Source organism: Thermopolyspora sp. NPDC052614 (assembly GCF_040678635.1).
Lineage (GTDB): Bacteria > Actinomycetota > Actinomycetes > Streptosporangiales > Streptosporangiaceae > Thermopolyspora.
Genome location: NZ_JBFATZ010000001.1, coordinates 802,821 through 827,911 on the forward strand (window position 1 = coordinate 802,821; position 25,091 = coordinate 827,911).

Genomic DNA, 25,091 nt, shown 5'->3' on the forward strand with positions numbered 1-25,091 from the left:
TGCGCGCCCGGCCCCGCAAGAGTGACGCCGAGCCCCATCACAACGGCGGACAGCCCGGCCGCAACCTTTCGCATATCGACCCCCATAACTCAGGCTCACGTGGCCTGTACAATCGCGGTGGAAGCCGAGGGCTCGCACAAATCAGCCGCGAATCGCCCGCCTCGGCTCTGTAATTGCTGATTCGCAAACATTGGTGTTTGCGCGTGCCTGCTTGGTTCGTCTTCGTCGGCTGCATATTTCTTCAGGACTGTTTCGTGACATGGCGTGTCGCCCCGGCGTAACGAATCCCGGTGGGGGCACCCCGAATCACCGGCGACCGCCATACCTCCGCCGGAAACACAGCGCGGCCCGGCCGGCGCGCTCGTGCACCGGCCGGGCCGCGAATCCGCCCGCTGATGGGCCCCTGTAATCGGCCCCGCTAAATGGCACGCAATCAGCCCGCGCGGGCCGCCGCCTTATCCGCGACGGCCCGCGGGCGACGGTCTACGACTCGCTCAGCCACACATCCGCGAGCCGCTTGCCCTGGTAGATCGGGCTCGGCCAGAGGTCCTGAACCTTCTGGTTGATGATCGCGTAGTCGAACTTCTGGATCGGGTAGATCACCTGGACGATCTCCGTCTCCATCCGCTCCTGCATCTTCCGGTAGATCTCGTTGCGTTTGTCCTCGTTCAGCTCGTTGCGCGACTCCTCCAGCAGCTTGTACAGCTCGGGGTCGTTGACCTGGGTGTAGTTCTCCAGGGAGTCGGCCTCGAAGTCACGCCACACCTGGTCGGGCAGGTGCACGCCGCGCAGCGCCTTCGCGAGCGCGAAGTCGTGGTTGCGGCGGCGGTCGATGGCCGTGCCGGGATCGACGAGTTCGAGTTCCAGCTTGATGCCGACCTTGGCCAGGTCGTCTTGCATCCACTGCGCCTCGCGGACGTCCTCGTCGTCGACCTTCTGCACCATCATCTTGGTGGAGAACCCGTTCGGGAACCCCGCCTCGGCCAGCAGCCGCTTCGCCCCCTCGGGGTCGTACGGACGCAGCTTCAGGACCTCGTCCTTCGACAGCGCCGCGGCGCTGGTGTCGGGCCGCAGCAGCGACGTCAGGTTGAACTTGCCGCGGATGTTCTCGCCCATGCCGACCCAGTCGATCGCGCGCACGAACGCCTGCCGTACCTTGAGGTCGTCGAACGGCTCGGCCTTGGGGTTGATGTAGACGCTGATCGGCGCGCCCGGGACCTCCTGGACGGTGAACCCGCCCTTCGACCCCAGCTCCTTGGCCACGTTCGCGTCGCTGGTCGTCCCGACGTCGATGCGGCCGCTGCGCAGCGCGGCGGTGACGGCCGCGATGTCCTTCACGATCGGGCGCCGGATCTCGTCCAGGTACGGCCGGCCCTTGATGAAGTAGTCGGGGTTCTTCTTGAACACCCACTCCACGTCCGGCTTGTGCCCGGCGAGCATGAACGGGCCGGTGCCGATCGCCTGCGTCTTCAGGTCGAACTTACCTTCGACGCCCTCCCGGGGCAGGATCACCATGAAGTGGTAGGCGAGGTAGCTCAGCAGCGGGGCGTAGGGCCGCTTCAGCTTCAGCACCACGGTGTAATCGTCCGGCGCCTCGATGCCGGTCACCGGCTCGATCATCCACTGGTGCACCCGCGTGGCCTTCTTCAGCGCCTCGAAGGTGGCCACCACGTCGTCGGAGGTGAACGGGCGCCCGTTCACCGGCGGGACGTTGTGCCACTTCACGTCCTTGCGGAGCTTGAAGGTGTAGGTCTTGCCGTCCTTCGAGATGTCCCACGACTCCGCGAGGTCGGGCACGATCTCGTAACCGGTGGCGGTGCCGGGCCCGGTCTTGACGTCCACCAGCTTGCTGTAGACGGTCCCGGAGATCATCGTGAACGCCGTCGGGTCCTGGGTCTCCAGCGGGTTGATCCCGTTGGTGATCTCCGAGGGCGACTGGATGACCAGGGTGCCGCCCGACCGGGGGCTGCCCACCGGGGCCTTGGCCGCACCGCCGCCATCGCCGCCGCCGCAGCCGGCGAGCGCCAGCGCGACCACGAGCGCTGCGCCGAGCAGCGTGCCGCGCCTCACGCCCGACCCCTGGTGACCTCGGCGGATGTCACGACCGCCGCGGTCGTGTCGCGTACGGCGGGTGGGCTCGCCGCGGCGAGCGCCTCCGTCCTTCTGCAAGGGATCTCCACGATGCTCCTGCCTCCTATCGATCATCGTGTCGACTCGGTGGTTGCGGAACCCCGGCCGGTACCGGCGGCCGGTGCGTCGGAGGACTCGATCCGCTCGGCGCCCTTGGCGAGGCTGGGCGCCAGCCGGGAGATCACGCGGCGGCCCCACCAGAGCCGCGCCGCCTGCGCGACGGGCCGCTGCAGACGCGGATCGAGATGGTCGCGCAGCGCGTCGCCGAGCAGGTTGAAGCTGAACACGGCGATCGACAGCGCGATGGCGGGGACGATGATCAGCCAGGGGGCGCGCTCGACGTACCGCACGCCCTCCGAGAGCATCAGGCCCCAGGACGGGGTCGGGGGCGGCGCGCCGATGCCGAGGAAGCTCAGCGCCGACTCGGCGATGATCACCCCGGCGAAGATCAGGCTGCCCAGGGTGAACACCGAGGCCAGCATGTTCGGCAGGATGTGCCGGGTGAGGATGCGGACGGCGTGCGCGCCGGTGGCCCGCGCCGCCTCGACGTACGGCTCCTGCCGCACCCGCAGCGTCTCGGCGCGGGCGATGCGGTTGAACGAGGGCGTGATCACCACGGTCAGCGCGATGATCGTGTTGCGTACCGACGGGCCCAAAATCACCGCGATGAACAGCAGCAGCACGATGCCGGGGATCGCCTGCACGGCGTCCGCCACCCGCTGGATCACCAGGTCGAGCCCTCGCCCGAAGTAGCCGGACACCACGCCGATCGCGGTGCCCGCGACCAGGCTGATCCCGGTGGTCAGCACGCCGATGAGCAGCGACGTCCGCGCGCCGTAGATGGCCCGGCTCAGCACGTCGCGCCCGAGGTCGTCGGTGCCGAGCAGGTACCGCGCCGACGGGGGCTCCAGGATGTCGCGGCGGAACTGCTCGATCGGGTCGTACGGCGCCACGACGGGCGCGGCCAGCGCCGCCAGCACGAAGATCGAGATCAGCAGCAGGGCGGTGGCGCCGAGCGGCTGGGCGCGCACGAACCCGCGCAGCGACCTGAGCACCCGCCTGATGACCGCCCGGCGCGGCGGCCGGGGCGCCGCCGACGCCTTCGACGCCTTCGACGCCTTCGACGCCTTCGACGCATCCGACGCCGCCGGCGGCTTTGGCGGCTTCGGCGAGGCCGCGTGCCCCGCGGCGGTCCCGGTGACGTCCGTCAGCAGCCTCTCCTGGGTCACGACAGCGCCCTCCCGTGCCGGATCCGCGGATCGACCAGCGCGTAGAGCAGGTCGATGATGATGATCGTGATGATGAACAGGGCCGCGTAGAAGATCGTGCAGGCCACCACCACCGGGTAGTCCCGGTCGAGCACCGCCTGGTAGATCAGCTGTCCGGTGCCGGGCAGCGCGAACATCTGCTCGATGATCACTGTGCCGCCGAGCACGGTGGCCAGTTCCAGGCCGAGCAGGGTGAGCACCGCGATCGTCGAGTTCCGCAGCGAATGCTTGAGCAGCACCGTCCGCTCGCGTACGCCTTTGGCGCGGACCGTGCGGATGTAGTCCGAGCCGAGCGACTCCAGCATCGACGAGCGGGTCAGCCGGGCGACCGAGGCCATCATGCCGGTCCCCAGCGCGAGCACGGGGATGATGATCTGCTGCCACCAGCTGGTGAAGTCCTCGGTCGGCCCGGCGTACACGATCGGGGGCGACCAGACGAACCAGATCGCGAGGCCGGTCAGCACGAGCAGGGCGACCACGAAGTTCGGCACCGACAGGAAGGCCACCGCGATCAGCCGCAGCGTGCCGTCCACCGCGGAGCCGCGCGTCACCGCGGCGATCACGCCGACGGTGAGGCCGAGCAGCGTGCCGACGAGCATCGCCAGCAGCCCGAGCTGCACGGTCACCGGGACGCGGGCGAGGAACAGCTCGACCACCGGCTCCCTGCTGTAGAAGGAGGTGCCGAGGTCGCCCTGGGCGGCGCCGGCGAGCCAGTGCCACAACTGCGTCCACACGGGGGCGTCGAGCCCGAACTCGGCGCGCAGCGCGTCGGCCTCCTCCCGGCTCGCCCCGGTCTCCTGCAGCATGAGGCTCACCGCGTCGCCGGGCACCAGCCGCATGATCACGAACACGAGGATGGTGACCATGACCATGACCACGGCCCCGTAGCCCAGCCGGCGCAGAGCGTAGGAAATCATGTGGCGCTCGCCTCCGTGGAATCGGGCAGGGAATCAGGTAGAGGGACGGGCGAGTAGACGGGCGGGGCGTCGGCCGGGTCGAACAGATGGCAGGCCACGACGCGGTCGGCGGCGATCCGCCGCAGGACCGGCGCCTCCTGCTCGCACCGCCGCATCGCCTCCGGGCACCGGGGATGGAAACGGCATCCCGGCGGCGGATCGCTCGGGCTGGCGGGCTCGCCCCGCGGCACCGAGCGGCGCCCCTTGCCCTCGGCCGGCGCGAACTCCGGCACGGCCGCCACCAGCATCCGCGTGTACGGGTGCCGGGGATCCCGGAACAGCGCGTCGCCGTCCCCCCGCTCCACGACCTGGCCCAGGTACATGACGCAGACCTCGTCGGCCATGTACCGCACCACGTTGAGGTCGTGCGCGATGAACAGATACGACAGCCCGAGCTCGGCCTGCAGCCGTTTGAGCAGGTTCAGCACCTGCGCCTGCACCGAGACGTCCAGCGCCGACACCGCCTCGTCGCAGACGATCAGGTCGGGGTCGGTGGCGACCGCGCGGGCGATGCCGATGCGCTGCGCCTGCCCGCCGGAGAACTGGTGCGAGAACTTGTACACGTCGGCCGAGCTGAGCCCGACCCGCTCAAGCAGCTCCACCACCCGGTCCACCAGGGCCCTGCCCTTGGCGAGCCCGTGCACCGCGAGCGGCTCGCCGACCGCGTTCACCACCCGCATCCGGGGGTTCAGCGAGCCGAGCGGGTCCTGGAACACGATCTGCATGCGCCGCCGCAGCGCCCGCATCTCGGCGCGGGAGACCCTCATCAGATCGATGCCGTCGAAGTTCAGCTCCCCCGAGGTGGGGTCGAGCAGCCGCAGCGCCAGCCGGGCCACGGTCGACTTGCCCGAGCCCGACTCGCCCACCAGCCCGACCGTACGGCCGCGCGGAATCCTAAGGGAGACGCCGTTGACCGCCTGCACCACGTGCCGCCGCGTGCGGAACCGTTTCACCAGGTCGCGGGCCTCGAACAGAACCGGCGGCTCGGCCTCGCCGGGCCGGGGCCCCGATTCCGTCACGCCGCCGACCGTCGCGGCAGACATCCTTTGATCGGACATCCGGTCACCCGACCCCTTTCCTCGCACTACTCCCGTGCTCACCCGGCCGTTGCCGCCGGGCGTGTCGTCATCCGACACGGTGGACCTCCCCCGCGCCCACCCCTCGCGACGGCGCGGTCTCGTCGTGCAGCCAGCACCGGCTCGCCCGGCCCACTCCCACATCTCCCACATCGAGCAGCGCCACATCGAGCAGCGGCGGCTCGGCCCGCGAGCACCGGTCGAACGCCGAGGGGCAGCGGGGGTGGAACCGGCAGCCGGGCGGCGCCTCGGCCGGCGTGGGCACGTTGCCCCCGATCGCGGGCATGGGCGCGTCCCGCGGCGTGGCCGGAGTCGGAATCGAATCGATCAACGCCTGCGTGTACGGGTTGCTCGGCGAGCGCAGCACGTCGGCCACCGGCCCGTGCTCGACCACCCGCCCCGCGTACATGACCACGACCCGGTCGGCCATCTCCGCCACGACGGCCATGTCGTGGGTGATGAGCAGCAGCGCCGTGCCGTGGTCGCGCTGCGTCCGCCGCAGCAGATCCAGGATCTGCGCCTCCACGGTCACGTCCAGCGCCGTGGTCGGCTCATCGGCGATGATCATGGACGGCTCGCAGGCCAGCGCGATGGCGATCATCACCCGCTGCTGCTGCCCGCCGGACAGCTCGTGCGGATAGGCCCGTATCCGCCGTTCCGGATCCGGCAGCCCGACCTCCCGCAGCAGCTCCACCGCGCGGGCCCTGGCCGCCCGCCGCGACACCCGCCGGTGCGCGCGCATCGCCTCGATGATCTGGTCCCCGACGGTGAACAGCGGATCCAGCGAGCTCATCGGGTTCTGGAAGATCATGGCGATCTCGGACCCGCGCAGTCGCCGCAGCCGCTCGGGGTCCGCGCCGACGAGCTCCTCCCCGCGCAGCCGTACCGAACCGGCGGAGATGTCGCCGCCGCCCAGCAGCCCCATCACCGCCAGCGACGACACGCTCTTCCCGGACCCGGACTCGCCGACCACGGCGACCGTCTCACCAGGGGAGACCGTGAACGACACCCCGGCCACGGCGTACACATGACCGTTCGGAGTCGGAAACCTGACATGCAAATCATTGACGTCCAGCAGGGGTGGGGACGGCACCGTCGTCGCTCCTTCGTCATCGGGTGATCGCATGCTGACGCGGCCCGCGCGGGCAGGAAGATAAAGCGGACACCGCGAATTAGTGGCGAGGGGCATGCGGTGCATTCCTCGGCCCCATTACCGGCCTGCCCCAGGTCCGATAGGGGCGGAAGGAACGGCTTCCGCGCTCAGTGTCGTGTCACCGGCATATATCGACGACCAGCCGTGCAAACAATGCGGGCGGTCCGTGTACTGCGCCGCGGTCGTGGCCGGGCCGCCCGCGAGTCCGACGATCGACTCGAACCACGGGCATCCCTCCTTCGGTACGCGCAAAGGACCGGTGGGTCCGATGGCGCGCGGCGTTGACCGCGACCTCAGCGGGTGTGATCCCTGTCACGAAACTATGCGCCGCAGGAAATAAGCCCGCCACACGCCTTTCACTCTGCGAAAGGATTTCCACAACGCGGCCCTTCGCCTGGTGAAGCCCGGGGATAAGCCTTGGGCCGCTGCACGGCAGGGTGGCAGGGGAGATCGGGCAGGTCTCCGGCGGTACCCGTGCGCGACGGAGGCGGGAGCGCCCTCGGCGGGGGAGAGCCCGCACACGGCGCCGAGAACACCTGAGCGGCGGGCGCGTACGCCCGCCGCTCACCGGCTGATCCGGGTTTCGTGACTCCCCGGGATAGACCAAGCCAACCGGCAAAAGCTCGCTCCCGGCGTCTCGACATCGGCCATGCGGCACCTCCGGTTTGAGCCGCCCGCCGCTCCGGTACGTCTGATGGACATGAGATACGCGCGAATCGTCTCGGTGTCAGTGCTCGTCGCAGCGCAGTGCGCCTTGTCCTCGCCCCCGGCGACGGCGACGGCGACCACCGCGAAAGCGGAGAAAAAGCCGCTGGTCGAGCTCCGGGAACAGGGGGGATTCGCCGGCCTGGACAACCGCGTGACCGTGTACACGAACGGCTGCGCCCGGGCGACCCGCCGCACCGGACCGGCAGTGACCCGCTGCCTCTCCGACGGCGAGCTGCGCGAACTGCGCGCGGACCTCAAGCGCCTGCGGCTCGGACGTTCCCAGGCCCAGCCGCCGGGCGCCGACTTCATCAAGTACACGCTCCGCCACAAAGGCCGCAAGGCCACCCGCTACACCCTGCCCACCACCTGGGTCCCCGTCGTACGCCGCCTGCAGAACATCCATCGCCGGGCGACCACGGGCGTCTCCTCGTAGCGGCCCCGGCCTAACGGGGCGTGAGGGTCAGCGCCAGGGCTCCGGGGAGGGCGGAGAACGTGTCGCGGACGCGGGTCAGCAGGGAGGCGCGGGTGGGCTCGGGCTCGGAGGCCCACCTTTCCGTGGCGAGGTGGAAGGCGGCCACCGCCATGTCCAGGGCCAGGCGGAGGCGGGGGTCGTCGTGTCCCCGGGGCAGGTCGAAGCGACGGGACAGGATGTCGTGGGCGGTGCGGGAGATGAGGTCGCACGTGTGACGGCGGTGCGCGTCCATCGACGGGGTCTTCTCGGCGAGCCGGAGGTCGAGCAGGACATGCCGGGTCCACTCCTCGGCGGGCATCCGGTCGATGACGTCGAGCAGCGCGTCGTGCAGGAATGGCAGGAGCGGGGCGCCCGCCGGGTCGCGGGACTCGATGACGTCGAGGAACGCGATCCACATGTCCTGCGTGGGCGTGCTCGCCACGTCCTCCTTGCTGACGAAGGTGCGGAAGAACGTGCGCTTGGAGATCTCCACCTCGTCGCACAGCTCGTCCAGGGTCACGCGGTCGAAGCCGCGCTCGGTGAACAGCGTCAGCGCGGCGAGGTGTCCCGGTACCTCAAGGAGGCCCCGGACGGCAGCGTCCTGGGCTGGGACGCCGCCGGAGTCGTGGTACGGCCCGCCGCCGACGGATCGGGCCCGCCCGCGGGCACCCCGGTGGTCACGCTCGGCCACGTCGGCGCCTGGGCCGAGCTTCGCGCGGTGAACACCGCGATGATGGGAACGTTCCCGGCGGACGCCGACCCCGGCGCGATCAGCACGCTCCCGGTGGCGGGCCTGTCGGCCCTGCGGGCCTGTCGGCCCTGCGGGCCCTGCGCCGCCTCGGCGCGGTCCTCGGCCGCCGAGTGCTGATCACCGGCGCGACCGGAGGCACCGGCGGCTTCGCCGTCCAGCTCGCCCGCCTCGCCGGCGCGCACGTCGTGGCCTCCACCGGCGACCCCGCCGCCCACGGCGACGCCCTGCGCGCCCTCGGCGCCGACGAGGTGGTCGCGGGCGCGGCGAACGTCGGCGAACCGGTCCACGGCGTCCTCGACATGGTGGGCGGCCCCGAACTCGTGACCGCCTTCGACCGCCTCGCCGACGGCGGCACCCTCGTCGCGGTCGGCCGCGTGATGGGCAAGGGAGAGGACTTCGCCTGGGGCGCGCTCTCCGGCAACCGCGGCCACGACCGCTCCCTCGTGACCTTCTACCTGCCCGCGGAGTCCGCCGTCGCCCCGGACCTCACCTGGCTCGCCACCAAGGCCGCCTCGGGCGTGCTCAGGCCCCACATTGCCTGGCGCGGCCCCTGGGACAAGGCCGCCGAGGCCGTCGAGGCACTCCTGGGCCGCCGCCTGCACGGCAAGGCCGTACTCGACATCACCTGACGAACCCCGCGGCGGTGCCCTTGACCGGGTCGCCGAGCTGGCTGCCCTGCAGCTTGAGGTGGTCGCCGGTCATCCGGCGGATGGCCGGGTAGGCGTCGGTGGTGGCGCCCGCCCAGCGCGGTGGCCGGCGTCGCCGTGGCGCCCAGTACGGCCGGCCGTCTGTTCATTCATCGACTCCCAGATAGTCACGGAGCACGACCCGCTCGTCCAGGTCGGCGGACGGCCCCTCGTACGACACGCGTCCCTTGCGCAGGAGGACCGCGGTGTCCGCGAACTCCAGCGCCCGGCCCACGTACTGCTCGACCAGCACCATCGCGACCCCGGTCGCGGCGATGCCGCGCAGCGCGCAGCACGGCGACGATCCGCCCGGCGCCGACGGTCAGCGACACCTCGCGCAGCACCGTGGTCGTCCCGTAGCCGGCGCTGACGCCGTCCAGAGCGAGGAGTGTCATGTCAGTACCTGGTCCGGGTCCTGGCCGAGGTAGGCGTCGCGGACGACGGCCGAGGCGCCCGCCTCCCGCGCCGTGCCCTCGAAGATGAGCTTGCCGAAGTCGAGTACGTAGACGTGGGCACAGAGCCGGTTGATCAGCGCGAAGTCGTGCTCGACGAGCAGGACGCCGATGCCGCCTCGCCGTACGACGGAGGTGAGGATGTCGCCGAAGGCCTCGGTCTCGGCGCGGTCGAGGCCGGAGGACGGCTCGTCCAGCAGGAGCAGCTCGAAGCCGCCCGCCACGCACCGGGCCAGTTCGACCAGCCGACGCTGCCCGGTGGACAGCGTCCCGGCCTGCCGGTCGGCGAGGCCGGTCAGCCCGCACAGGTCGATGGCCGCGCGCGTCCGGGCGTCGACCTCGGCCCGCTGGGCGCCCGGCACCAGCAGGTGCGTGAGCGGGTTCCGGCCGGAGTGACGTCCCTCGCGGCCGAGGGCGACGTTCTCCCGGACCGACAGCGTGTCGAACAACTCCACGCGCTGGAAGGTCCGGCCGAGGCCGCGCCGCGCCCGGGCGGCCGCGCCCAGCCGGTCGACGCGCCGCCCGCCCAGCAGCACCGAGCCCGACGCCGGGCGGACCTGGCCGGAACAGGCGTTGAACACGGTGGTCTTGCCGGCGCCGTTCGGCCCGATGAGGCCGGTGATGCGGCCCGGCGGAACGGTCAGCGAGACGTTGTCGACGGCCACGAGCCCGCCGAAGCGGACGGTGAGGCCGCGCACGTCGAGCGACAGGCCGCGACCGTCCGCCGGACGCGCCCGCACCGGGGCGGGGGAGGGCGCATTCCCCGCCGTATCCGCCCGGGTGTCCGCCTGGGCGTCCGCCTGCGTGTCCGCCTGGGCGTCTGCCTGCGGCTCAGGGGAGGGCCGACGGCGCGGTGCCGGGGCCGCGAGCCGGTCCAGCAGGCGCCGGACCGCGCCCGGCAGCGCCGGCGGCTCGGGCTGGATCGCCGCGTGTACGGCCACCAGCCCGAACGCGAGGGTCAGCGCGCTGGTCACGGTCGCCGAGCCGGACACGTACGCCGGGATCAGAACCTGCCCCGCCGCGGCCACCACCGCGTACCACGGCAGCCCGCCGACGGCGATCATCGTCAGCGCGAACAACTGCAGCGACACGATCGGCTGGTAGGACTCCGGCCCGACGTAGCCGACCGCCACCCCCGCCAGCGCGCCCGCGACCGCCGCCATCGACGCCGACAGGCAGAAGACCAGCACCTTCGTGACGTTGATCGACGCGCCGCTCGCGACCAGGCCCGTCGGGCTCTCGTTCATCGCCCGCAGCAGGCGTCCGAGCCGGCCGCGCTCGACGACCACGACGACCAGCGCGGCGAGCACCGCGACGGCGAGGACGACGTAGAAGTAGCCGGTGTCGCCGCCCAGCGGCCCCGCCTCCGGGCGCGGCATCGTGAGGCCGAACCCGAGCGGCCCGAACAGGTACGGCTGGCCGTAGAACATCTGCTGCAGCAGCATGCCGAAGCCGAAGGTGGCCAGCGCGAGATGCAGCCCGGAGAACCGGATCGCCGGAACGGCGAGCAGCGCCCCCACCGGCGCGGCCACCACCCCGGCGAAGACGAGGGCGGCCGCCCAGGGCAGCCGCAGCTCGGCGACGCCGTGCGCGAAGGCCGCGGCCCCGATCGCCATGAAGCTCACATGCGCCAGCGACACCTGCCCGGACAGCCGCACCAGCAGCCCCAGCGACAGGAACAGAATCGTGTACGCCACGAGCTGCGTCCACGCCGTGATCTGCGCCCCCGCGAAGAAGGGGACGAGCAGGAGCACGGCGAACAACACGCCCACCCCGCCGGCGCGCACCGTCCACGGCGGCGTCCACTGAGGAGTCCACTGAGGAGTCCACTGAGGAGTCCACTGAGGAGTCCACTGGGGAGTCCACGACCCGCCCGAGGCCCGGGCCACGGGCTTCGCGTCACCGGGCATGCGAAGCCGGGGCGCCAGGATCAGCAGCAGGAACAGCACGAGGAACGGCAGCGCGGCCGCGAGGCCACCCGCCAGTCCGGTCGCGTCGAGGAACCGCCACTGCAGCAGCGCCTGCCCGACGCCGATCACCAGGCCGCCGACGTACACCAGGGGAAGGTTGGTGAACGCGCCGACGGCCGCGGCCCCGAAGGTGGTGACGATCAGCAGGGTGAACGTGGTCGCGTCCAGCGGCAGCAACGGCACCAGCAGCACGCCGGAGACCGCGGCCGCGCACGAGCCGAGCAGCCAGGCGAAGCGCCGCACCCCGGCCGGGGCGGTGCCGAAGGTGTCCAGCAGCTCCGGATCCTCGACGACCGCCCGCATCTCCACCCCGATCCGGGCGAGACGCAGCAGCAGGGTCAGCGCGACGGCGGCGGCGAGGGCGAGAACCACGATGATCACCCGGTAGCCCGCCACCGGCGTGCCGAGGATCGAGATCGGCTCCACCGGCAGGAACTGCGGGACCGAACGCTGCACTCCCGGCCGGTAGATCAGGTCGATCGCGCCCTGGATCACCAGCAGCAGCCCGATGGTGCCCAGCGCCTTCACCGGCAGCGGCCGCGACTGCATGTGCCGGGTCAGCCACTCCAGCACCAGCGCCAGCGCGGGCCCGGCGCCGAGCACGCACAGCGCCGCCGCGACGGGCCACGCCAGGCCCTGCTGGACGTGCAGGAAGTAGAACAGGAACGCCGACACGCTGGCGAGCGCCCCGTGCGCGAAGTTGAAGACGCCGGAGGTCTTGTAGGTGAGGACCAGGCCCATCGCCGCGATGGCGAAGATGGACCCGGTCGTCAGCCCGGCGAAGACGAAGGTCAGCATCGCGGGTCAGCGCAGCGACTTGATGACCGGCTCGACCAGCGGATCGAGCTTCGCCGGATCGACGCAGACGGGCTTGCCGTCGTCCAGTGCCTTGAACTCCCCGTACGGCGACCAGCGGAAGTAACACCGGGAGTAGGTGGCCTTCCCCTCCTCGAAGGCGATCGGCGGGACGATCCCGTCGAGGGTCTGCCCCTTCAGGCCGTAGATGGCCTTGCGCAGCGACGCGGAGGTCACAGGCCCCTGGACCGCGGCGGCGGCGGTACCGAAGACCTGCATCGAGGCCCACGCCCGCAGCGCCACCGAGTTGTCCTGCTCGGTGCCGATCATCGACGGGGCGTACCTGCTCAGGGCGTCCCGGTACTTCTTGACCCCCGGCACGCTCGTCGCGAAGAACGGGGCGACCGGGTCGAGGACCACGCTGCCGCGGTAGACCGGGTCGCTCTTCCAGCTCAGGTTCGTCAGGGCGCCGCTGATCACCTGCTTGGCCGTCAGCCCCTGCTGGGCGCAGGAGTCGTTCATCCGCTCGGCGAGCTCGTTGGACAGCGAGTTGAACACCGTCCCCACCTTCGCGTCCTTCAACTGCTGGCAGTACGCGGTGAAGTCGGCGGTGCTCGCCGGCACCTTGCTCGTCACCGGAACCTCAACGCCCTGGGCCTTGACGAAGAGCTGCAGCAACTGCGCCTGCTGCGCGCACGTGGGCTGCTCGGCGCAGTGGACGATGCCGAGCGTGCCGCCGAACTCCTTGGCCTGCTCGCCCAGCCCGTACGCGACGGCGAAGGAGGACCCCTGGGCGTTGAAGTTGCCGGGGTTGACATAGGAGTCGGTCTCGGTGACCGCGCTCAGCACGGGGATGCCCTTGCCCGCCGCGTACGGGGCCCAGGCGCTGACGCCGGGATCCTGGTTGGCGACGATGGCGATGACGCGATCCCGCTCGACGAGCTCGCGGACGGCGGTCGGCGCGGCCCCGGGGGAGGCCCCGATGTCCTTGGTGACGATCCTGACCCGCTTGCCGCCGATGCCTCCGGCCGCGTTCACGGTCTCCACCCAGGCGTTGAGCACGCCGGGGACCGCGCCGTAGGTGCTGGAGAAGGTTCCGGTGTAGGGGCCGAGCGCCCCGAGCACGATCTCGTCGCCGGAGGCGCCCTCCTGCGCCCCGCAGCCGGTGACCGCCGTCGCGGCGACGATCGCCGCCGCGACGGCGGCCGTGAGTCTCTGGTGCGGACGGTGAGCTGTCACGGTTCACCTCAAGTGGTTCGAGGGAGTGGATGAAGCAGGAGAGACAGTCAGGATTGACTGCACACTACGCCGGGCCATCCGCCGCAACAAGCCTGAAACAAGAACAATCTCAGTCAGGTTTGACTTTGCCCCATCGGGCCAGATCCAGCCCGGCGGCCAGCGAGCTCTGCACGGCGCCGAGCGTGGCGAACTCCTCGGCCAGCCCGGCGTCCCGGGCCCGGCGCAGCGCGGCCTTGCTGCGGGCGAGGGCCGGCCGCGACCGGCTCGCCAGCGTCGCGACCATGGCGGCGACGTGCCCGGCGAGGTCGTCGGCGGGGACGACGGCGTTGACGAGCCCCCATTCCAGGGCCTCCCGCGCCGTGAGCGGCCGGCCCAGCAGGACGAGTTCGGCCGCGCGGGTCGCGCCCGCGATGCGGGTGAGCATGTGCGCCCCGCCCAGCCCGGGGACGAGCCCCAGCTTGACCCAGGCGCTCTCGAAGGTCGCCTCCTCCGCCGCGACGCGCAGGTCGCAGGCGAGGGACAGGTCGAACCCGGCGCCGAGGGCCGGGCCGTTCACGGCCGCGATCACGGGCACCTCGGCGGCCGCGATCGCTCTGACCAGCCCCTGGAACCGGGCATACACGACATCGGTGACGGCGATCGGCCCCTGGGCGGCGATCGCGACGAGGTCGGCGCGATCGCCGCCGGAGCAGAACGCCGACCCGGTCCCGGTCAGCACCACCGCCCTGACGTCGTCCGGCGGCTCGTACAGGGCCTCGATCAACGCGCCGACGAGGTCGAGCGTCAGGGCGTTCCGGCGCTGCGGGCGGTCGAGGACCAGCCACAGCCCGGCGTCGCGACGCTCCACCCGCAGGCCGTCTGCAGTCGGGTGATTCATGCCGCCAGAGTAGCAGCGTCCAGTCAGCTTTGACTGTTATTGGCCGGTCCGCTCGGCGATCAATGCGGCCCACAGCCTCAGCAGCCGCTCGTCGGAGCCGGGCGTCCGCAGCACCCCGCGGGCCGCGGCGCCGCGCATCGCGTCCACCACGATGTCCAGCGCGTCCGCGAAGCCGTCGGCCCCGCTCACCTCCGGCCCGAACAGCTCCGCCGCGACGGCTTTTATCGACCGGCCGAGCAGGCGCTCCTGCGGCAGCAGCGCGGCGAGCAGCTCCTTGTCGGTCCGCGCCGCCAGCCACAACGCGACCGAGGCCCCGAACAGCGGCCCGTCGTGCTGCGCCCACAACACGCGCAGCGCCCACTCGATCCTGCCGGTGGCCGGGGCCTGGGTCCGCACCAGCCGGAGGATGTCGTCGAGGCGGAGCTGCGCCAGATGGTCGACGGCGGCGAGCATGAGCTCGGTGCGGGACGCGAAGTGATGCAGCAGCGCACCGCGGGAGACGCCCGCGCGGCGCTGCACCTCCAGCGTGGTCGTCCCGCTGTAGCCCTTCTCGTCCAGCACCGCCACCGTCGCGTCGAGCAGGCGCCGCCGCATGGCCGCCGCTCGATCGCCGGACGCGCGACCACTCCGCGCGGGTTGCGCGACCACCAACCGCCTCCTAGGGCAGGAAACCACAGTCGTCCTTGACTGCTCAATCGTACGGGAGCGCCCGGGGCGTCGATCCCCCCGGCGGCTCCTCCGGCAGCCCGAGCTTGCGGTCCTCGACCGCGCGACGAACTCCCAGACCTCGTCCGCGCCCATCTCGACCTGCGGCGCTGGTTGACTCCCGTCAGCCGACGAATCCTCCGGCGCAGTGCAGCGTCTGCCCGCTGACGTAGTCGGAGTCCGGGACGCACAGCAGGTGGACGGCGCCGGCCGCTTCCTCGGGGGTGCCCGCGCGGCCGAGGGGGATCATGGCCTCCATCCGCTCCAGCAGTTGCGGGTTGACGCCCACCCTGATGTCCCGGCCCGCGATGTCGATGGTCGCGCCGCTCTCGACGGGCTGCGTCAGCCGGGTGCTGATCAGGCCGAAGGCGACCGCGTTGACGGTGGTGTTCAGCCGCCCCCACTCCTTCGACAGCGTACGGGTGAGCCCCTCCAGGCCGGCCTTGGCGGCGCTGTAGTTGGCCTGCCCCGCGTTGCCGAAGACGCCGGCGAGCGAGCTGATGTTGACGACCTTCCGGCAGACCACCCGTCCCTCGGCCCGCTCGGCCGCGACTGCCGCCTTGATGACCGGCTGTACGGCGCGCAGGATGCGGAACGGCGCCTTCAGATGGACCCCGAGGATCGCGTCCCACTGCTCGTCGGTCATCTTCTGGATGACGTTGTCCCAGGTGAACCCGGCGTTGTTCACGACGATGTCGATACCGCCGAAGGTGTCGACGGCGGCGGCGACGAACCGGCCGGGGAAGTCGTCGTCGAGCACGCTGCCCGCGACCGCGACCGCGCCGCCGCCCGAAGCGACGATCTTCTCGACCGTCTCGCCGGCCGGCCCGGCGTCGAGGTCGTTCACCACGACGTTCGCGCCGGAGCGGGCGAGCTTGAGCGCGATCTCCCGGCCGATGCCGCGCCCTGCGCCCGTGACCAGCGCGGTCTTGCCCTGCAGCACCCTCATGAATCCGCCCCTTCCACGGAGAGGACGGCCCGCCCGGTGATCGTGACGGTGCAGTCGGAGAGTTCGACCCGGAGGTCCAGAGTGATCAGGTCGTCCTCGACCCGGGTGACCTCGGCGTGGCAGGTCGGCTCCGCGTTCACCGGGGTGATCGCCACGAAGCGCGTACCGAGCTCGCGGAGCCGGGACTGCGGCACGTGGTCGGTGAGCAGGCGGCCCAGATAGGCCACGCTCAGCATGCCGTGCGCGAACACGTCGTCCAGACCGGCCCCGCGGGCCACGTCCAGGTCGAGGTGGATCGGGTTGTGGTCGCCCGATCCCCCCGCGAACAGCGCGAGGGTGGTCCGGGTGATGGGGCGGAGGGCCAGCGGGGGCAGCCGGTCGCCCACCCGCGCGGCGCGCGCCTCCAAGGTGACGGTCATGCGCCGCCTCCCGTGCCGCCGGGCACGCGGATGACCACGGTCTGCTCCAGGTCGGCGATCGGGGTCTCGCCCCGGGTGATCCGGGTGCGCCGCTCGACGAACTCGAGCGCGCCGCCCTTCTTGGTGTAGACGCCGGTGATGGCGCCGCGCGCGGTCAGCTCGTCCCCGGCGTACGCCTGCTCGTAGTAGGTGAAGGTCTGGTTCGCGTGGAGCACGGTGTTCAGGTCCACGCCCAGCGAGGTGATCCACTCGAACGGGTCGGGGGCCTCCAGTTCGACGCCGTAGAGGAACGTCGGCGGGACCGGCAGGTCGGGGTGCCCGCTCGCGCGAGCGGCCTCCACGTCGACGTACATCCGATCGGTCTGGCCGGTCGCCTTGGCGAACAACCGGAGCCTGCCGCGCTCGACGGTCATGGTGATCGGTGGCCCCGAAGCCCCGATGGCAGAGGGGGGAATTGGCACGGTGCGACCTCCAACGTTGCGACTTGGTCGGCCAATGACAGTCAACATAGACTGCTAAATGCGCGATTGTCACCCATTGCATCGGGGTTCGTCGGCACTTTAACGTGAGTCACAGCTGACTGTTCACGGCTCGAGGAGGGCTTTGATGAATGCGGACGTGCGTGTCGCCGGCGTCGGGATGGTTCCGTTCGCCACGCCGAGCGCCGGCAAGCGCTACGAGGACCTGGCCGGGGACGCGATCCGGGCCGCGCTGTCGGACGCCGGGCTGACCCTCGACGACGTCGGCCAGGCCTTCGCCTCGTACGTCTACGGCGACTCGACCTGCGGCCAGGCGGCGCTGTACGGGGTCGGCATGACCGGCGTCCCCGTCGTCAACGTGAACAACAACTGCGCCAGCGGCTCGTCGGCGCTGTGGCTGGCCCGCCAGGCCGTCGCCGGCGGCGAGGCCGACGTGGCGCTCGCGTTCGGCTTCGAGCAGATGCGGCTCGGCGCCCTCGTCGAGCACTGGACCGACCGGCTCGGCCCCGCCGCCCGCTACCTGGACCGCCACGACGACCTGTACGGCCTCGAGGACGGCGTGCCGCAGGCCGCCCAGCTCTTCGGCGGGGCCGGCAGGGCGTACATGGAGGAGTTCGGCATCTCGGCCGAGGTCTTCGGCCGGATCTCGGTCAAGGCGCGCCGGCACGCCGCCGGCAACCCGTACGCCGTCTTCCGCGACCCGCTCACCCTCGAGGAGGTCATGGCCTCCCCGCACATCTACGGCCCGCTGACCCGCCTGCAGTGCTGCCCGCCGACCAGCGGCGCCGCGGCCGTCGTCCTCGTCGGCGCCGAGTACGCGCGGCGGCGGGGCCTGCCCGCGGGCGTCCGCATCGCCGGTCAGGCCCTCACCACCGACCGCCCGTCCAGCTTCGAGGGCGACATGCGCCAGGCCGTCGGGTACGACCTCGCCGTCGAGGCCGCGGCCTTGGCCTACGAGCGGGCGGGCATCGGCCCCGAGGACATCCCCGTGGTCGAACTGCACGACTGCTTCACCGCCAACGAGTTGATCACGTACGAGGCGCTGGGCCTCACCCCCGTCGGCACCGCCGAGAAGTTCATCATGGACGGCGACAACACCTACGGCGGACGGGTGGTCACCAACCCGTCGGGGGGCCTGCTGTCCAAGGGGCACCCGCTCGGCGCCACCGGCCTCGCCCAGTGCGCCGAGCTCACCTGGCAACTGCGCGGCACGGCGGGCCCGCGCCAGGTCGAGGGCGCCCGGACCGCCCTGCAGCACAATGTGGGCATCGGCTCCGCCTGCGTGGTCACGGTCTACCAGTCCGTCGACTGATCGCGGCCCGTACGCAGAGGAAAGGTGAGGCGAAGTGACATCCAGCAGCGGAACCGCCGACGGCGACGAGCCGGTGAACCGGCCCGCACCGACCGACGCGCCCGGCACACCCACCACGTTCGGCTCCACCACGTTCGGCTCCACCACGTTCGGCTCCACCACGTTCGGCTCCACCACGTTCGGCGCGGCCATCCGGGACCTCGCCGAGCGGGATCCGGACCGCCCGGCCGTCACGTGCGACGGCCGTACGATCACCCGTGCCGAACTGGACCGGCGGAGCGACCGGCTCGCCCGCGCCTTCGCCCGCGCGGGCGTCGGCCTCGGCGACCACGTCAGCATCGTCCTCGACAACGGCCCGGAATTCGTCGTCGCCGCGTTCGCCGCCTGGAAGCTCGGCGCCGTCCCTCAGCCGCTGTCGGCCCGGATGCCGCCCGCCGAACTCGACGCCGTCCTGGACGTCGTCAAGCCCGCCGGCGTCGTCGGGGCCGGGCGGGCAACGCGGTTCCCCGCGCTGCCCGCAGACGGGGACGACATGCACGACATGCACGACATGCACGACATGGACGACATGGACGACACGGAAGACGAGGACGACGCCCCACTGCCCCCGGCCGTGTCGCCGGCCTGGAAGGCCACCACGTCCGGAGGCAGCACCGGCCGCCCCAAGGTGATCGTGACCGACACCCCGGCGCTGGTGGAGAACGTCACCCCGCTCGCCCTCCTCGTCGGGATGCCGCGCGACGGCACCGCCGTCGTCCCCGGCCCGCTGCACCACAACGCCCCGTTCCTGTTCAGCACGCTGGCCCTGCTGCTCGGCTGCCACGTGGTGCTGCAGGGCAGATTCGACGCCGAGCGGGTGCTCCGCGACATCGACGAGCACAGGGCGGGCTGGCTCTACGTCGTGCCGACGATGATGCAGCGCATCTGGCGCCTCGGCCCTGAGACCCGCGACCGCTACGACCTGTCCTTCCTGCGCCGGGTCGTCCACATGGCCGCGCCGTGCCCCCCGTGGCTCAAACGCGAGTGGATCGGCTGGCTCGGCGCGGAACGCGTCATCGAGGTCTACTCGGCGACCGAGGGAATCGCCGCGACCGCCATCGACGGCGCCGAATGGCTCACCCGCCCCGGCTCGGTGGGCCGCCCCGTCCTCGGCGAGATCACGATCCTCGATCTCGACGGGCGCGAACTGCCGCCCGGCGAGGTGGGCCATGTGTGGCTGCGCCGCGGCCCCGGGGCGCAACCCGGGTACCACTACGTCGGCGCGCGGCCGAGGACCCGCGAGGGCGGCTGGGAGTGCTACGGCGACCTTGGCTACGTCGACGCCGACGGCTACCTGTTCCTCACCGACCGGGACAGCGACATGATCCTCGTCGGCGGGGCCAACGTCTACCCCGCCGAGATCGAGGCCGCGCTCGGCGAGCACCCGGCGGTGCTGGACTCGTGCGTCATCGGAATGCCGCACGAGGACCTCGGCGCGGTGCCGTATGCCATCGTGCAGACCACGGCCGCCGTGACGTCCGGCGAACTGGAGGCGTTCCTACGCGACCGGCTCTCGCCGTACAAGCTCCCCAGAACATTCGAGTTCACCGCCGGTCCGCTCCGGGACGACGCGGGAAAGGTCAGGCGATCCGCCCTGCGCGCCGCGCGTCTCCCCGGCGTCGGCCCCCACCCGCCGAGCCCGGGGGCGTGACAACTCGTCGGTGTGGTCGATGGGCCGTGTCCCGACCTCGTCCGTCAGTGGCCCACGGCGTAGCCCTGCGCGCCGCGCGGGTTGGCCGCGGCGCGCAACACGCCCGTGGCCGGATCGCGGCTCACCGACGTGAAGGTACGCCTGGACGTCGCCGGGTCGAACGGCCTCGCTGGCGAACACGCGCTCGACCTCGTTCAGCGCGTGCGCGGTGCGGAGCCGCAGGGCCTGGGCGAGCGGGCTCAACTCGGAGGTGTTGCCCGAACGGACGAGCAGCGGATCGTTGAAGTGCCGCCGCAACCGGGCGAGCGCGCCCGACAGGGCGGGCTGGGACAGGCCCAGGCGAGCGCCGCGCGCGTCGCCGACCGCTCCTCCAGCAGCACGTCCAGCGACACCAGGAGGTTCAGGTCCAGGTTCGGCAGCTTCACCGCGGCCTCCACATCGCGCTGCCTGATGTGGGCATCAGCGGGTTCAGCGTAGCCGATGACGGTGATCTGGCCGGTGACGGCCATCGGCGCCGCGACGAGGGGGACCGCCGCCCTCACACCGGCCATCGACCGCAGTGATGGAAGGTATACAAAGATTCGGGCTTCCGATCGAGGCGCGGGGGCACGAGGGTGGACGCATGAGTGACCATGGTGTCGGCGACCCGCGGATCGAGGACCTCGGCGGCGGCCTCTACGCGTACGTGCAGCCCGACGGCGGCTGGATGATCAACAACACCGGGATGCTCGTCGGGCGGTCGGGGACGGTCGCCGTCGACACCTCCTCGACGGAGCGACGCACCCGCGCGTTCGCCGCCGCCATCCGTGCCGTCTCGCCGGGGCCGGTGCACACCCTCGTCAACACGCACAGCCACCCCGATCACACGGCCGGCAACGGCCTGCTGCCCGGGGTCACGATCGTCGCGCACGAGGACACCCGGGCGGAGGTGCTGGCCATGGCCGCCATGCCGCCGCTCACCGGGATCTTCGAGCCGATCGACGAGGGCTCGCTGCCGCCGGCGCCCCCGTTCCTGACCTACCGCGAGGGCGTGACGCTGTGGGTCGACGACCTGCGCTGCGAGGTCCGCCACGTGGGCACCCCGGCGCACACCACGAACGACTCGATCGTCTGGGTGCCGGACCGCTCCGTCCTGTTCGCCGGCGATCTGGTCTTCTCGGGCGGCGGAACCCCCTTCCTCCTCTCCGGTTCGGTCGCGGGCTCGATCACGGTCCTCGAAAACGTGATCGCCGGCCTCGGCGCCACCACGATCGTGCCCGGCCACGGCCCGGTATGCGGACCCGAGGTCATCGACGACACGCTGGGATACCTGCGTTTCGTCCAGCAGGTCGCGAAGCAGGGCGTCGCGGCGGGTCTCACGCCGCTCGAAGCCGCCCGGGAGTGCGACCTCGGCGAGTACGCCGACTGGCTCGACAGCGAGCGCATCGTCGGCAACCTGCACCGCGCCTACGCCGAGGAGAACGGCGCGGCGCCGGGCGCCCGAATCGACATCCCGGCGGCGTTCCGCGACATGGTCGCCTACAACGGCGGCCGCCCGCTGACCTGCCGGGCCTGACGAGCGAGCGCCGCGGAGCCGCGCCCGCCGCTCACCGGGTGATCCTGCTTCCGTGGCTTCCCGGGATCAGCCGCGTCTCTGGATCTGAACGTAGAGGATCTCGTGCGGCGTGATGCCCGTGGACGAGACGGTTCCGACGGGCTGCCACGGGCCGTAGATCGGGATCTGCCCGACCTCCGGCAGGAAGTGGCGCTGCATCACGAAGATCCGGTGCTCGCCGGTCCCGGAGGCGCAGAAGCTGGACGCCGTCAGGTTGGCGATCGTATAGCTGCAGTCCTGCGGCGCCGCCGAGGCGCCGGAGGCCGTGCCGAGCACCAGCGTGGCGGCCAGTAACACGGTGGAAGAGGCGGCGGTGACCCTGCGTTTGGCGTTCATGCGTGCTCCCGAACTGTCGATGAGCCGGTCTATGAGTTCATGCCGTAGTTGACCCGTCGCGGTGCTTCCTGGCAGCGAAATGACTGGTGAGGAGATTCTTGAATAGGAAACTTTCTTAAAGATAAGCGTGCCGGTGGGTGCGGTCAATAGGCGTCTCGCCGAGGGTCCGTGGAGGCGCTCCAACGACTCCGCCCGGCCGCCGGGGCCGCCGTCTCCCGGCGGGGCGCGCGGCGTGACCGGGCGGGGGACCAGGTGCCCTACCGCCGTTCGTAGATCTCCTGGATCTTCACGATCTCACCCCGATAGACCGTGATCATCGCCGGCCGCTCGCCCGCCCTGAGATGGGCGAGCAGGGCACTCTTCCCGCACTTCTTGGTGCCCAGGCCGCGGCTGTCGACCGTCACCTTCGTCGAATCGCAGTCCCGCGCGCTGTACAGCACCGCCTTGGGCGAGACACGGGACGAGTAGCGCATCACGTCGTACTCCCCAGGGGCGACGAATGCCTTCGTACGCTTGACCCATTTGATCGGCGCGTACTCGGCGGTGTGCTCCTTGGCGTCGTAGGCGTACACCCACCCCCGCAGGATGCCGTCGTGGCGCGGCCGGATCCGCTTGCTGAAGTCGTGCTGCGGATCCTTCTGGAACGTCGTCCCGTACGGCTCCGGCATCGGAAAGCGCGGCCTCGAAGCGCTGTCGGCCACGGCTCCCGCACCCATGAGCGCCACCATGCCAACGGCGGCGGCCCCCGCCGCGACCGTTCCGACGGCACGCCGAAGAGAGCTCTTCACCGGATTCCCCCCCTAGGGTCGAACGCCCGGATACCTCTGTGATCATCCGCGGCATCTCACCCCATTTAGACCGAGCCAACCGGCGAAAGGTTCGCCCCCCGGCGTCTCGGGATCATCACACGGCGCCGACAACCCGCGTCCGGCCTCGACCCGCGGGACGCGGCGCACGGATCCGATCCACGGCCGATCAGTGACGCGCCCGCTCGTCCAGGGTGACCAGGCTGAAGACGGTGTCGTCCTCCTCCAGGAGCCATTTCCGGTCGGCGAACTCGGTCAGCATCGCTTCCACCCGTACGGCGGGCAGGCCTTGGTCGGCCGGGATCCTGTCGCGCCGTACGGGCGACGCCAACCGTCGTAGCAGCGTCTCGCCGTCGGGCTCGACCGGCGTCCACCGGGGGGTGCCGAGCCGGGTGTCGAGGACGCCGAGGTCCCCCGACGCGTCCTTCATGAGCACGAGCCGGGGCGGCGTGCCATCCTTCCAGGCGTCCCGCCAGGCATCGGTCAGCGCCTTCAGCCGCCACAGCCATTCGATGGACTGGGTCTGGTACGGCGCCAGGTTCTCGTCCGCGAAGAAATAGGCGAGATCGAAGATCTGCTCCTCGGGCACCACCGGGTAGACCAACCGGTAGAAGTCCAGCGGCCGGAGATCGAGTCCGTACTCGTGCCGCTTGGTGAAATAGGGGCTGTACCTGTCGAAGCGGACCAGGAACGTGTCCTCGGGCGGCGGCAGGTGGACCAGGTTGGGCAGGTCGGTCTCGTATTTCTGGTACACGCTCGCCTCCTCGCCGGGGAAGCCTATGAGCAGGTTCCACAGCGGCTGGATGCCGTACCGCAGGCACTTCTGCAGGAACTGCAGGTTGAGGAAGACCGTCGTGCCCTTGGCCATGAGCTGAAGGGTCGAGGTCGCCAGCGCCTCGATTCCGGGTTGCACCACGCTCACCCCGGCCTCCGCCATCGTCCGCATGTCGCGGTCGGCGACCGGCACCTTCACCTCGTAGAACAGCGACGCCCCGGCCGGCGGCTTCATCTTCGGAAAGACGTCACGGGCGTAGTTGCGCGGCATGATGTTGTCCGTCCCGTGGAACGTGCGGCACCATGGCGCAAAGTCGAACAACCATTCGAACTGCTGCAGCGCCTTCTCCGGCGACATCGTGCGGTACCCCATGTCCAGGCCGTTGAGCCCGCAGAACGTGCAGTGCGACCGTTCTCCCCACCAGCACCCGCGCGAGGTCTCGAAGTAGAGGATCGGCTCGGCCTCCCCGGCGTCGGCGCGCAGGGCCTCCTGAGCCTGGGAGAACGTGTCGACGAAGCCCTGGTAGTCGGGATGGATGTAGTCGTCGATGTCTCGGTCCCGGCCGACGGCGCGACGAAAGCGGGGAATCTTCACATTCCGTTTCGACATGATCCCGGGAATCCTGTCGGCGAGATCAAGCCTGCCCTCTAGCACGCACCTGACGAAGCCGGGGAACGTGTGCAGGGACGGCCCGGAGAACACGTAGTCGAGTGCCGCGACGTTCTCGGCCAGCACCGCGCCCATGGGAGCCTCGCAGTTGGCCCCGCCGATCACGGTGACGACCTCCGGGTTGCGCTCCTTGACCAGTCGCGCCAGCGCGAAGGCGGGAAGGTTCTGCGCGAACATGGAAGTGAATCCCACGATATCGCTGTCGGCGAGACGGTATTTTGTGATGATGTCGTCGCAGAAGTCTCGCAATCGCTCCCGAATATGCAGCACACGCGCCCGGAAATCTGACGCCCCCTCGTCGCAGAAGTAACGTCGGAAGTATTCCGTGGCGTTGTCCGGGGTGTCCGGGAAGGCCATCTGCCGGAACAGCCACTCACCGACGCCCGTGGTCAGGTAGTCCGCATTGCTCGCGAATCGGCGGTACTCCGCGGCCCCGATGAGGAGTGCGAGATCTATGTTGGGGTAGACCACCTCGACTTCGACCGAATCGCCGAACTCCCGTTTCGTGTGCGCCGCGATCTGGCTCAACGCCACCGACGGCCGGTCCCAGTCCGCGAATGGCGTGTTGACGAGGGCGACCCGCATCGCGCCACCTTTCTCATGAGAGGCCTGCCGACGGGTTCGGAAACAGGCGACCCCGACGATTTAAGCCTCGCAGATGCCCCATACTCCGGCAAGATCGGCATCCGGCCATAGGTCGGAAATTCTCCCCGTAAACGGGCTTCCCGCAATTTACCGGTGATTCACAAGGATGAGGCCGTGTGTTGCCGGCGATGTCCGGTCGACCGGACGGGCACTGCGCGGCCTGCGCGCCCGCCCCGCTCCGGGGGTGCGCGGCCTGGCGG

Annotated in this window: 24 protein-coding genes and 1 pseudogene; 6 read left to right on the top strand and 19 right to left on the bottom strand. The window is 71.0% G+C overall.

Going from position 1 to position 25,091, the window contains the following annotated elements:
* Positions 1-483: 483 nt before the first annotated feature.
* The 5 genes from AB0K60_RS03380 to AB0K60_RS03400 all read right to left on the bottom strand — a co-directional run bounded on the left by AB0K60_RS03380 (position 484) and on the right by AB0K60_RS03400 (position 6,523).
* Complete coding sequence (locus AB0K60_RS03380) at positions 484-2,070, bottom strand: ABC transporter substrate-binding protein (RefSeq protein WP_364048043.1); 1,587 nt, start codon at positions 2,068-2,070, stop codon at positions 484-486.
* 131 nt (positions 2,071-2,201) lie between these two features.
* Complete coding sequence (locus AB0K60_RS03385; RefSeq protein WP_364048045.1) at positions 2,202-3,359, bottom strand: ABC transporter permease; 1,158 nt, start codon at positions 3,357-3,359, stop codon at positions 2,202-2,204.
* Positions 3,356-4,315, bottom strand: coding sequence for an ABC transporter permease (locus AB0K60_RS03390; RefSeq protein ID WP_364048047.1), 960 nt, complete (start codon positions 4,313-4,315; stop codon positions 3,356-3,358). The genes AB0K60_RS03385 and AB0K60_RS03390 overlap by 4 nt, the downstream gene beginning before the upstream one ends.
* On the bottom strand, positions 4,312-5,373 hold the full coding sequence (locus AB0K60_RS03395) for an ABC transporter ATP-binding protein (RefSeq protein ID WP_364048049.1): 1,062 nt from the start codon (positions 5,371-5,373) through the stop codon (positions 4,312-4,314). Before AB0K60_RS03395 ends, AB0K60_RS03390 begins: the two co-directional genes overlap by 4 nt.
* Before the next feature lie 106 nt (positions 5,374-5,479).
* On the bottom strand, positions 5,480-6,523 hold the full coding sequence (locus AB0K60_RS03400) for an ABC transporter ATP-binding protein (protein WP_364048051.1): 1,044 nt from the start codon (positions 6,521-6,523) through the stop codon (positions 5,480-5,482).
* 754 nt (positions 6,524-7,277) lie between these two features.
* Between AB0K60_RS03400 and AB0K60_RS03405 the strand changes: the two genes are divergently transcribed.
* Complete coding sequence (locus AB0K60_RS03405) at positions 7,278-7,724, top strand: hypothetical protein (protein ID WP_364048053.1); 447 nt, start codon at positions 7,278-7,280, stop codon at positions 7,722-7,724.
* A gap of 10 nt (positions 7,725-7,734) precedes the next feature.
* Here the strand turns inward: AB0K60_RS03405 and AB0K60_RS03410 are convergent, their stop codons facing one another.
* Complete coding sequence (locus tag AB0K60_RS03410) at positions 7,735-8,262, bottom strand: TetR/AcrR family transcriptional regulator (RefSeq protein WP_364048055.1); 528 nt, start codon at positions 8,260-8,262, stop codon at positions 7,735-7,737.
* 42 nt (positions 8,263-8,304) lie between these two features.
* On the opposite strand from AB0K60_RS03410, the gene AB0K60_RS03415 reads away from it, so the two are divergent.
* On the top strand, positions 8,305-8,610 hold the full coding sequence (locus AB0K60_RS03415) for a hypothetical protein (protein WP_364048057.1): 306 nt from the start codon (positions 8,305-8,307) through the stop codon (positions 8,608-8,610).
* The gene (locus AB0K60_RS03420) at positions 8,604-9,122 is read left to right on the top strand and encodes a zinc-binding dehydrogenase (protein ID WP_364048059.1); all 519 of its coding nucleotides are present in this window, start codon (positions 8,604-8,606) and stop codon (positions 9,120-9,122) included. The genes AB0K60_RS03415 and AB0K60_RS03420 overlap by 7 nt, the downstream gene beginning before the upstream one ends.
* A 163-nt stretch (positions 9,123-9,285) precedes the next feature.
* Here AB0K60_RS03420 and AB0K60_RS03425 read toward each other — a convergent pair whose 3' ends face one another.
* The 8 genes from AB0K60_RS03425 to AB0K60_RS03460 all read right to left on the bottom strand — a co-directional run bounded on the left by AB0K60_RS03425 (position 9,286) and on the right by AB0K60_RS03460 (position 17,094).
* Positions 9,286-9,435 carry a hypothetical protein gene (locus AB0K60_RS03425; RefSeq protein ID WP_364048061.1) on the bottom strand — a complete coding sequence of 50 codons (150 nt, stop codon included), beginning with the start codon at positions 9,433-9,435 and terminating at the stop codon, positions 9,286-9,288.
* A 135-nt stretch (positions 9,436-9,570) separates the two neighbouring features.
* On the bottom strand, positions 9,571-12,399 hold the full coding sequence (locus AB0K60_RS03430) for an ATP-binding cassette domain-containing protein (RefSeq protein ID WP_364048063.1): 2,829 nt from the start codon (positions 12,397-12,399) through the stop codon (positions 9,571-9,573).
* A 6-nt stretch (positions 12,400-12,405) separates the two neighbouring features.
* Positions 12,406-13,635 (bottom strand): ABC transporter substrate-binding protein, encoded by a 1,230-nt coding sequence (locus AB0K60_RS03435; RefSeq protein WP_364048065.1) that lies wholly within the window; start codon positions 13,633-13,635, stop codon positions 12,406-12,408.
* Between the two features lie 109 nt (positions 13,636-13,744).
* A complete protein-coding gene (locus AB0K60_RS03440; protein ID WP_364048067.1) occupies positions 13,745-14,512 on the bottom strand; it encodes an enoyl-CoA hydratase-related protein in 768 nt (255 codons plus the stop codon).
* Positions 14,513-14,548: 36 nt separating this feature from the next.
* Positions 14,549-15,160, bottom strand: coding sequence for a helix-turn-helix domain-containing protein (locus AB0K60_RS03445; RefSeq protein ID WP_364048069.1), 612 nt, complete (start codon positions 15,158-15,160; stop codon positions 14,549-14,551).
* 181 nt (positions 15,161-15,341) lie between these two features.
* Positions 15,342-16,166, bottom strand: coding sequence for an SDR family oxidoreductase (locus tag AB0K60_RS03450; protein WP_364048071.1), 825 nt, complete (start codon positions 16,164-16,166; stop codon positions 15,342-15,344).
* Complete coding sequence (locus AB0K60_RS03455) at positions 16,163-16,585, bottom strand: MaoC/PaaZ C-terminal domain-containing protein (RefSeq protein WP_364048073.1); 423 nt, start codon at positions 16,583-16,585, stop codon at positions 16,163-16,165. Before AB0K60_RS03455 ends, AB0K60_RS03450 begins: the two co-directional genes overlap by 4 nt.
* Positions 16,582-17,094, bottom strand: coding sequence for a MaoC family dehydratase N-terminal domain-containing protein (locus AB0K60_RS03460; RefSeq protein ID WP_364048075.1), 513 nt, complete (start codon positions 17,092-17,094; stop codon positions 16,582-16,584). The genes AB0K60_RS03455 and AB0K60_RS03460 overlap by 4 nt, the downstream gene beginning before the upstream one ends.
* 97 nt (positions 17,095-17,191) lie before the next feature.
* On the opposite strand from AB0K60_RS03460, the gene AB0K60_RS03465 reads away from it, so the two are divergent.
* The gene (locus tag AB0K60_RS03465; RefSeq protein ID WP_364048077.1) at positions 17,192-18,376 is read left to right on the top strand and encodes a lipid-transfer protein; all 1,185 of its coding nucleotides are present in this window, start codon (positions 17,192-17,194) and stop codon (positions 18,374-18,376) included.
* A 73-nt stretch (positions 18,377-18,449) separates the two neighbouring features.
* Positions 18,450-19,952 (top strand): annotated as a pseudogene (locus tag AB0K60_RS03470) (AMP-binding protein); the annotation flags it as partial.
* Here the strand turns inward: AB0K60_RS03470 and AB0K60_RS03475 are convergent.
* Both AB0K60_RS03475 and AB0K60_RS03480 read right to left on the bottom strand, forming a co-directional pair.
* The gene (locus AB0K60_RS03475) at positions 19,914-20,363 is read right to left on the bottom strand and encodes a hypothetical protein (RefSeq protein ID WP_364048079.1); all 450 of its coding nucleotides are present in this window, start codon (positions 20,361-20,363) and stop codon (positions 19,914-19,916) included. The pseudogene AB0K60_RS03470 and the gene AB0K60_RS03475 overlap by 39 nt on opposite strands.
* Positions 20,306-20,617 (bottom strand): hypothetical protein, encoded by a 312-nt coding sequence (locus AB0K60_RS03480; RefSeq protein ID WP_364048081.1) that lies wholly within the window; start codon positions 20,615-20,617, stop codon positions 20,306-20,308. The genes AB0K60_RS03475 and AB0K60_RS03480 overlap by 58 nt, the downstream gene beginning before the upstream one ends.
* Positions 20,618-20,688: 71 nt before the next feature.
* Here AB0K60_RS03480 and AB0K60_RS03485 point away from each other — a divergent pair, with 71 nt between their 5' ends.
* Positions 20,689-21,621: an MBL fold metallo-hydrolase gene (locus AB0K60_RS03485; protein WP_364048083.1), complete on the top strand. Its 933-nt coding sequence runs from the start codon at positions 20,689-20,691 to the stop codon at positions 21,619-21,621.
* Positions 21,622-21,687: 66 nt separating this feature from the next.
* Here AB0K60_RS03485 and AB0K60_RS03490 read toward each other — a convergent pair whose 3' ends face one another.
* The 3 genes from AB0K60_RS03490 to AB0K60_RS03500 form a co-directional block, all read right to left on the bottom strand.
* Positions 21,688-21,996 carry a hypothetical protein gene (locus AB0K60_RS03490; RefSeq protein ID WP_364048085.1) on the bottom strand — a complete coding sequence of 103 codons (309 nt, stop codon included), beginning with the start codon at positions 21,994-21,996 and terminating at the stop codon, positions 21,688-21,690.
* A 257-nt stretch (positions 21,997-22,253) separates the two neighbouring features.
* The gene (locus AB0K60_RS03495; protein WP_364048087.1) at positions 22,254-22,784 is read right to left on the bottom strand and encodes a hypothetical protein; all 531 of its coding nucleotides are present in this window, start codon (positions 22,782-22,784) and stop codon (positions 22,254-22,256) included.
* Between the two features lie 187 nt (positions 22,785-22,971).
* Positions 22,972-24,831, bottom strand: coding sequence for a RiPP maturation radical SAM C-methyltransferase (locus tag AB0K60_RS03500; RefSeq protein ID WP_364048089.1), 1,860 nt, complete (start codon positions 24,829-24,831; stop codon positions 22,972-22,974).
* Positions 24,832-25,091: the final 260 nt, after the last annotated feature.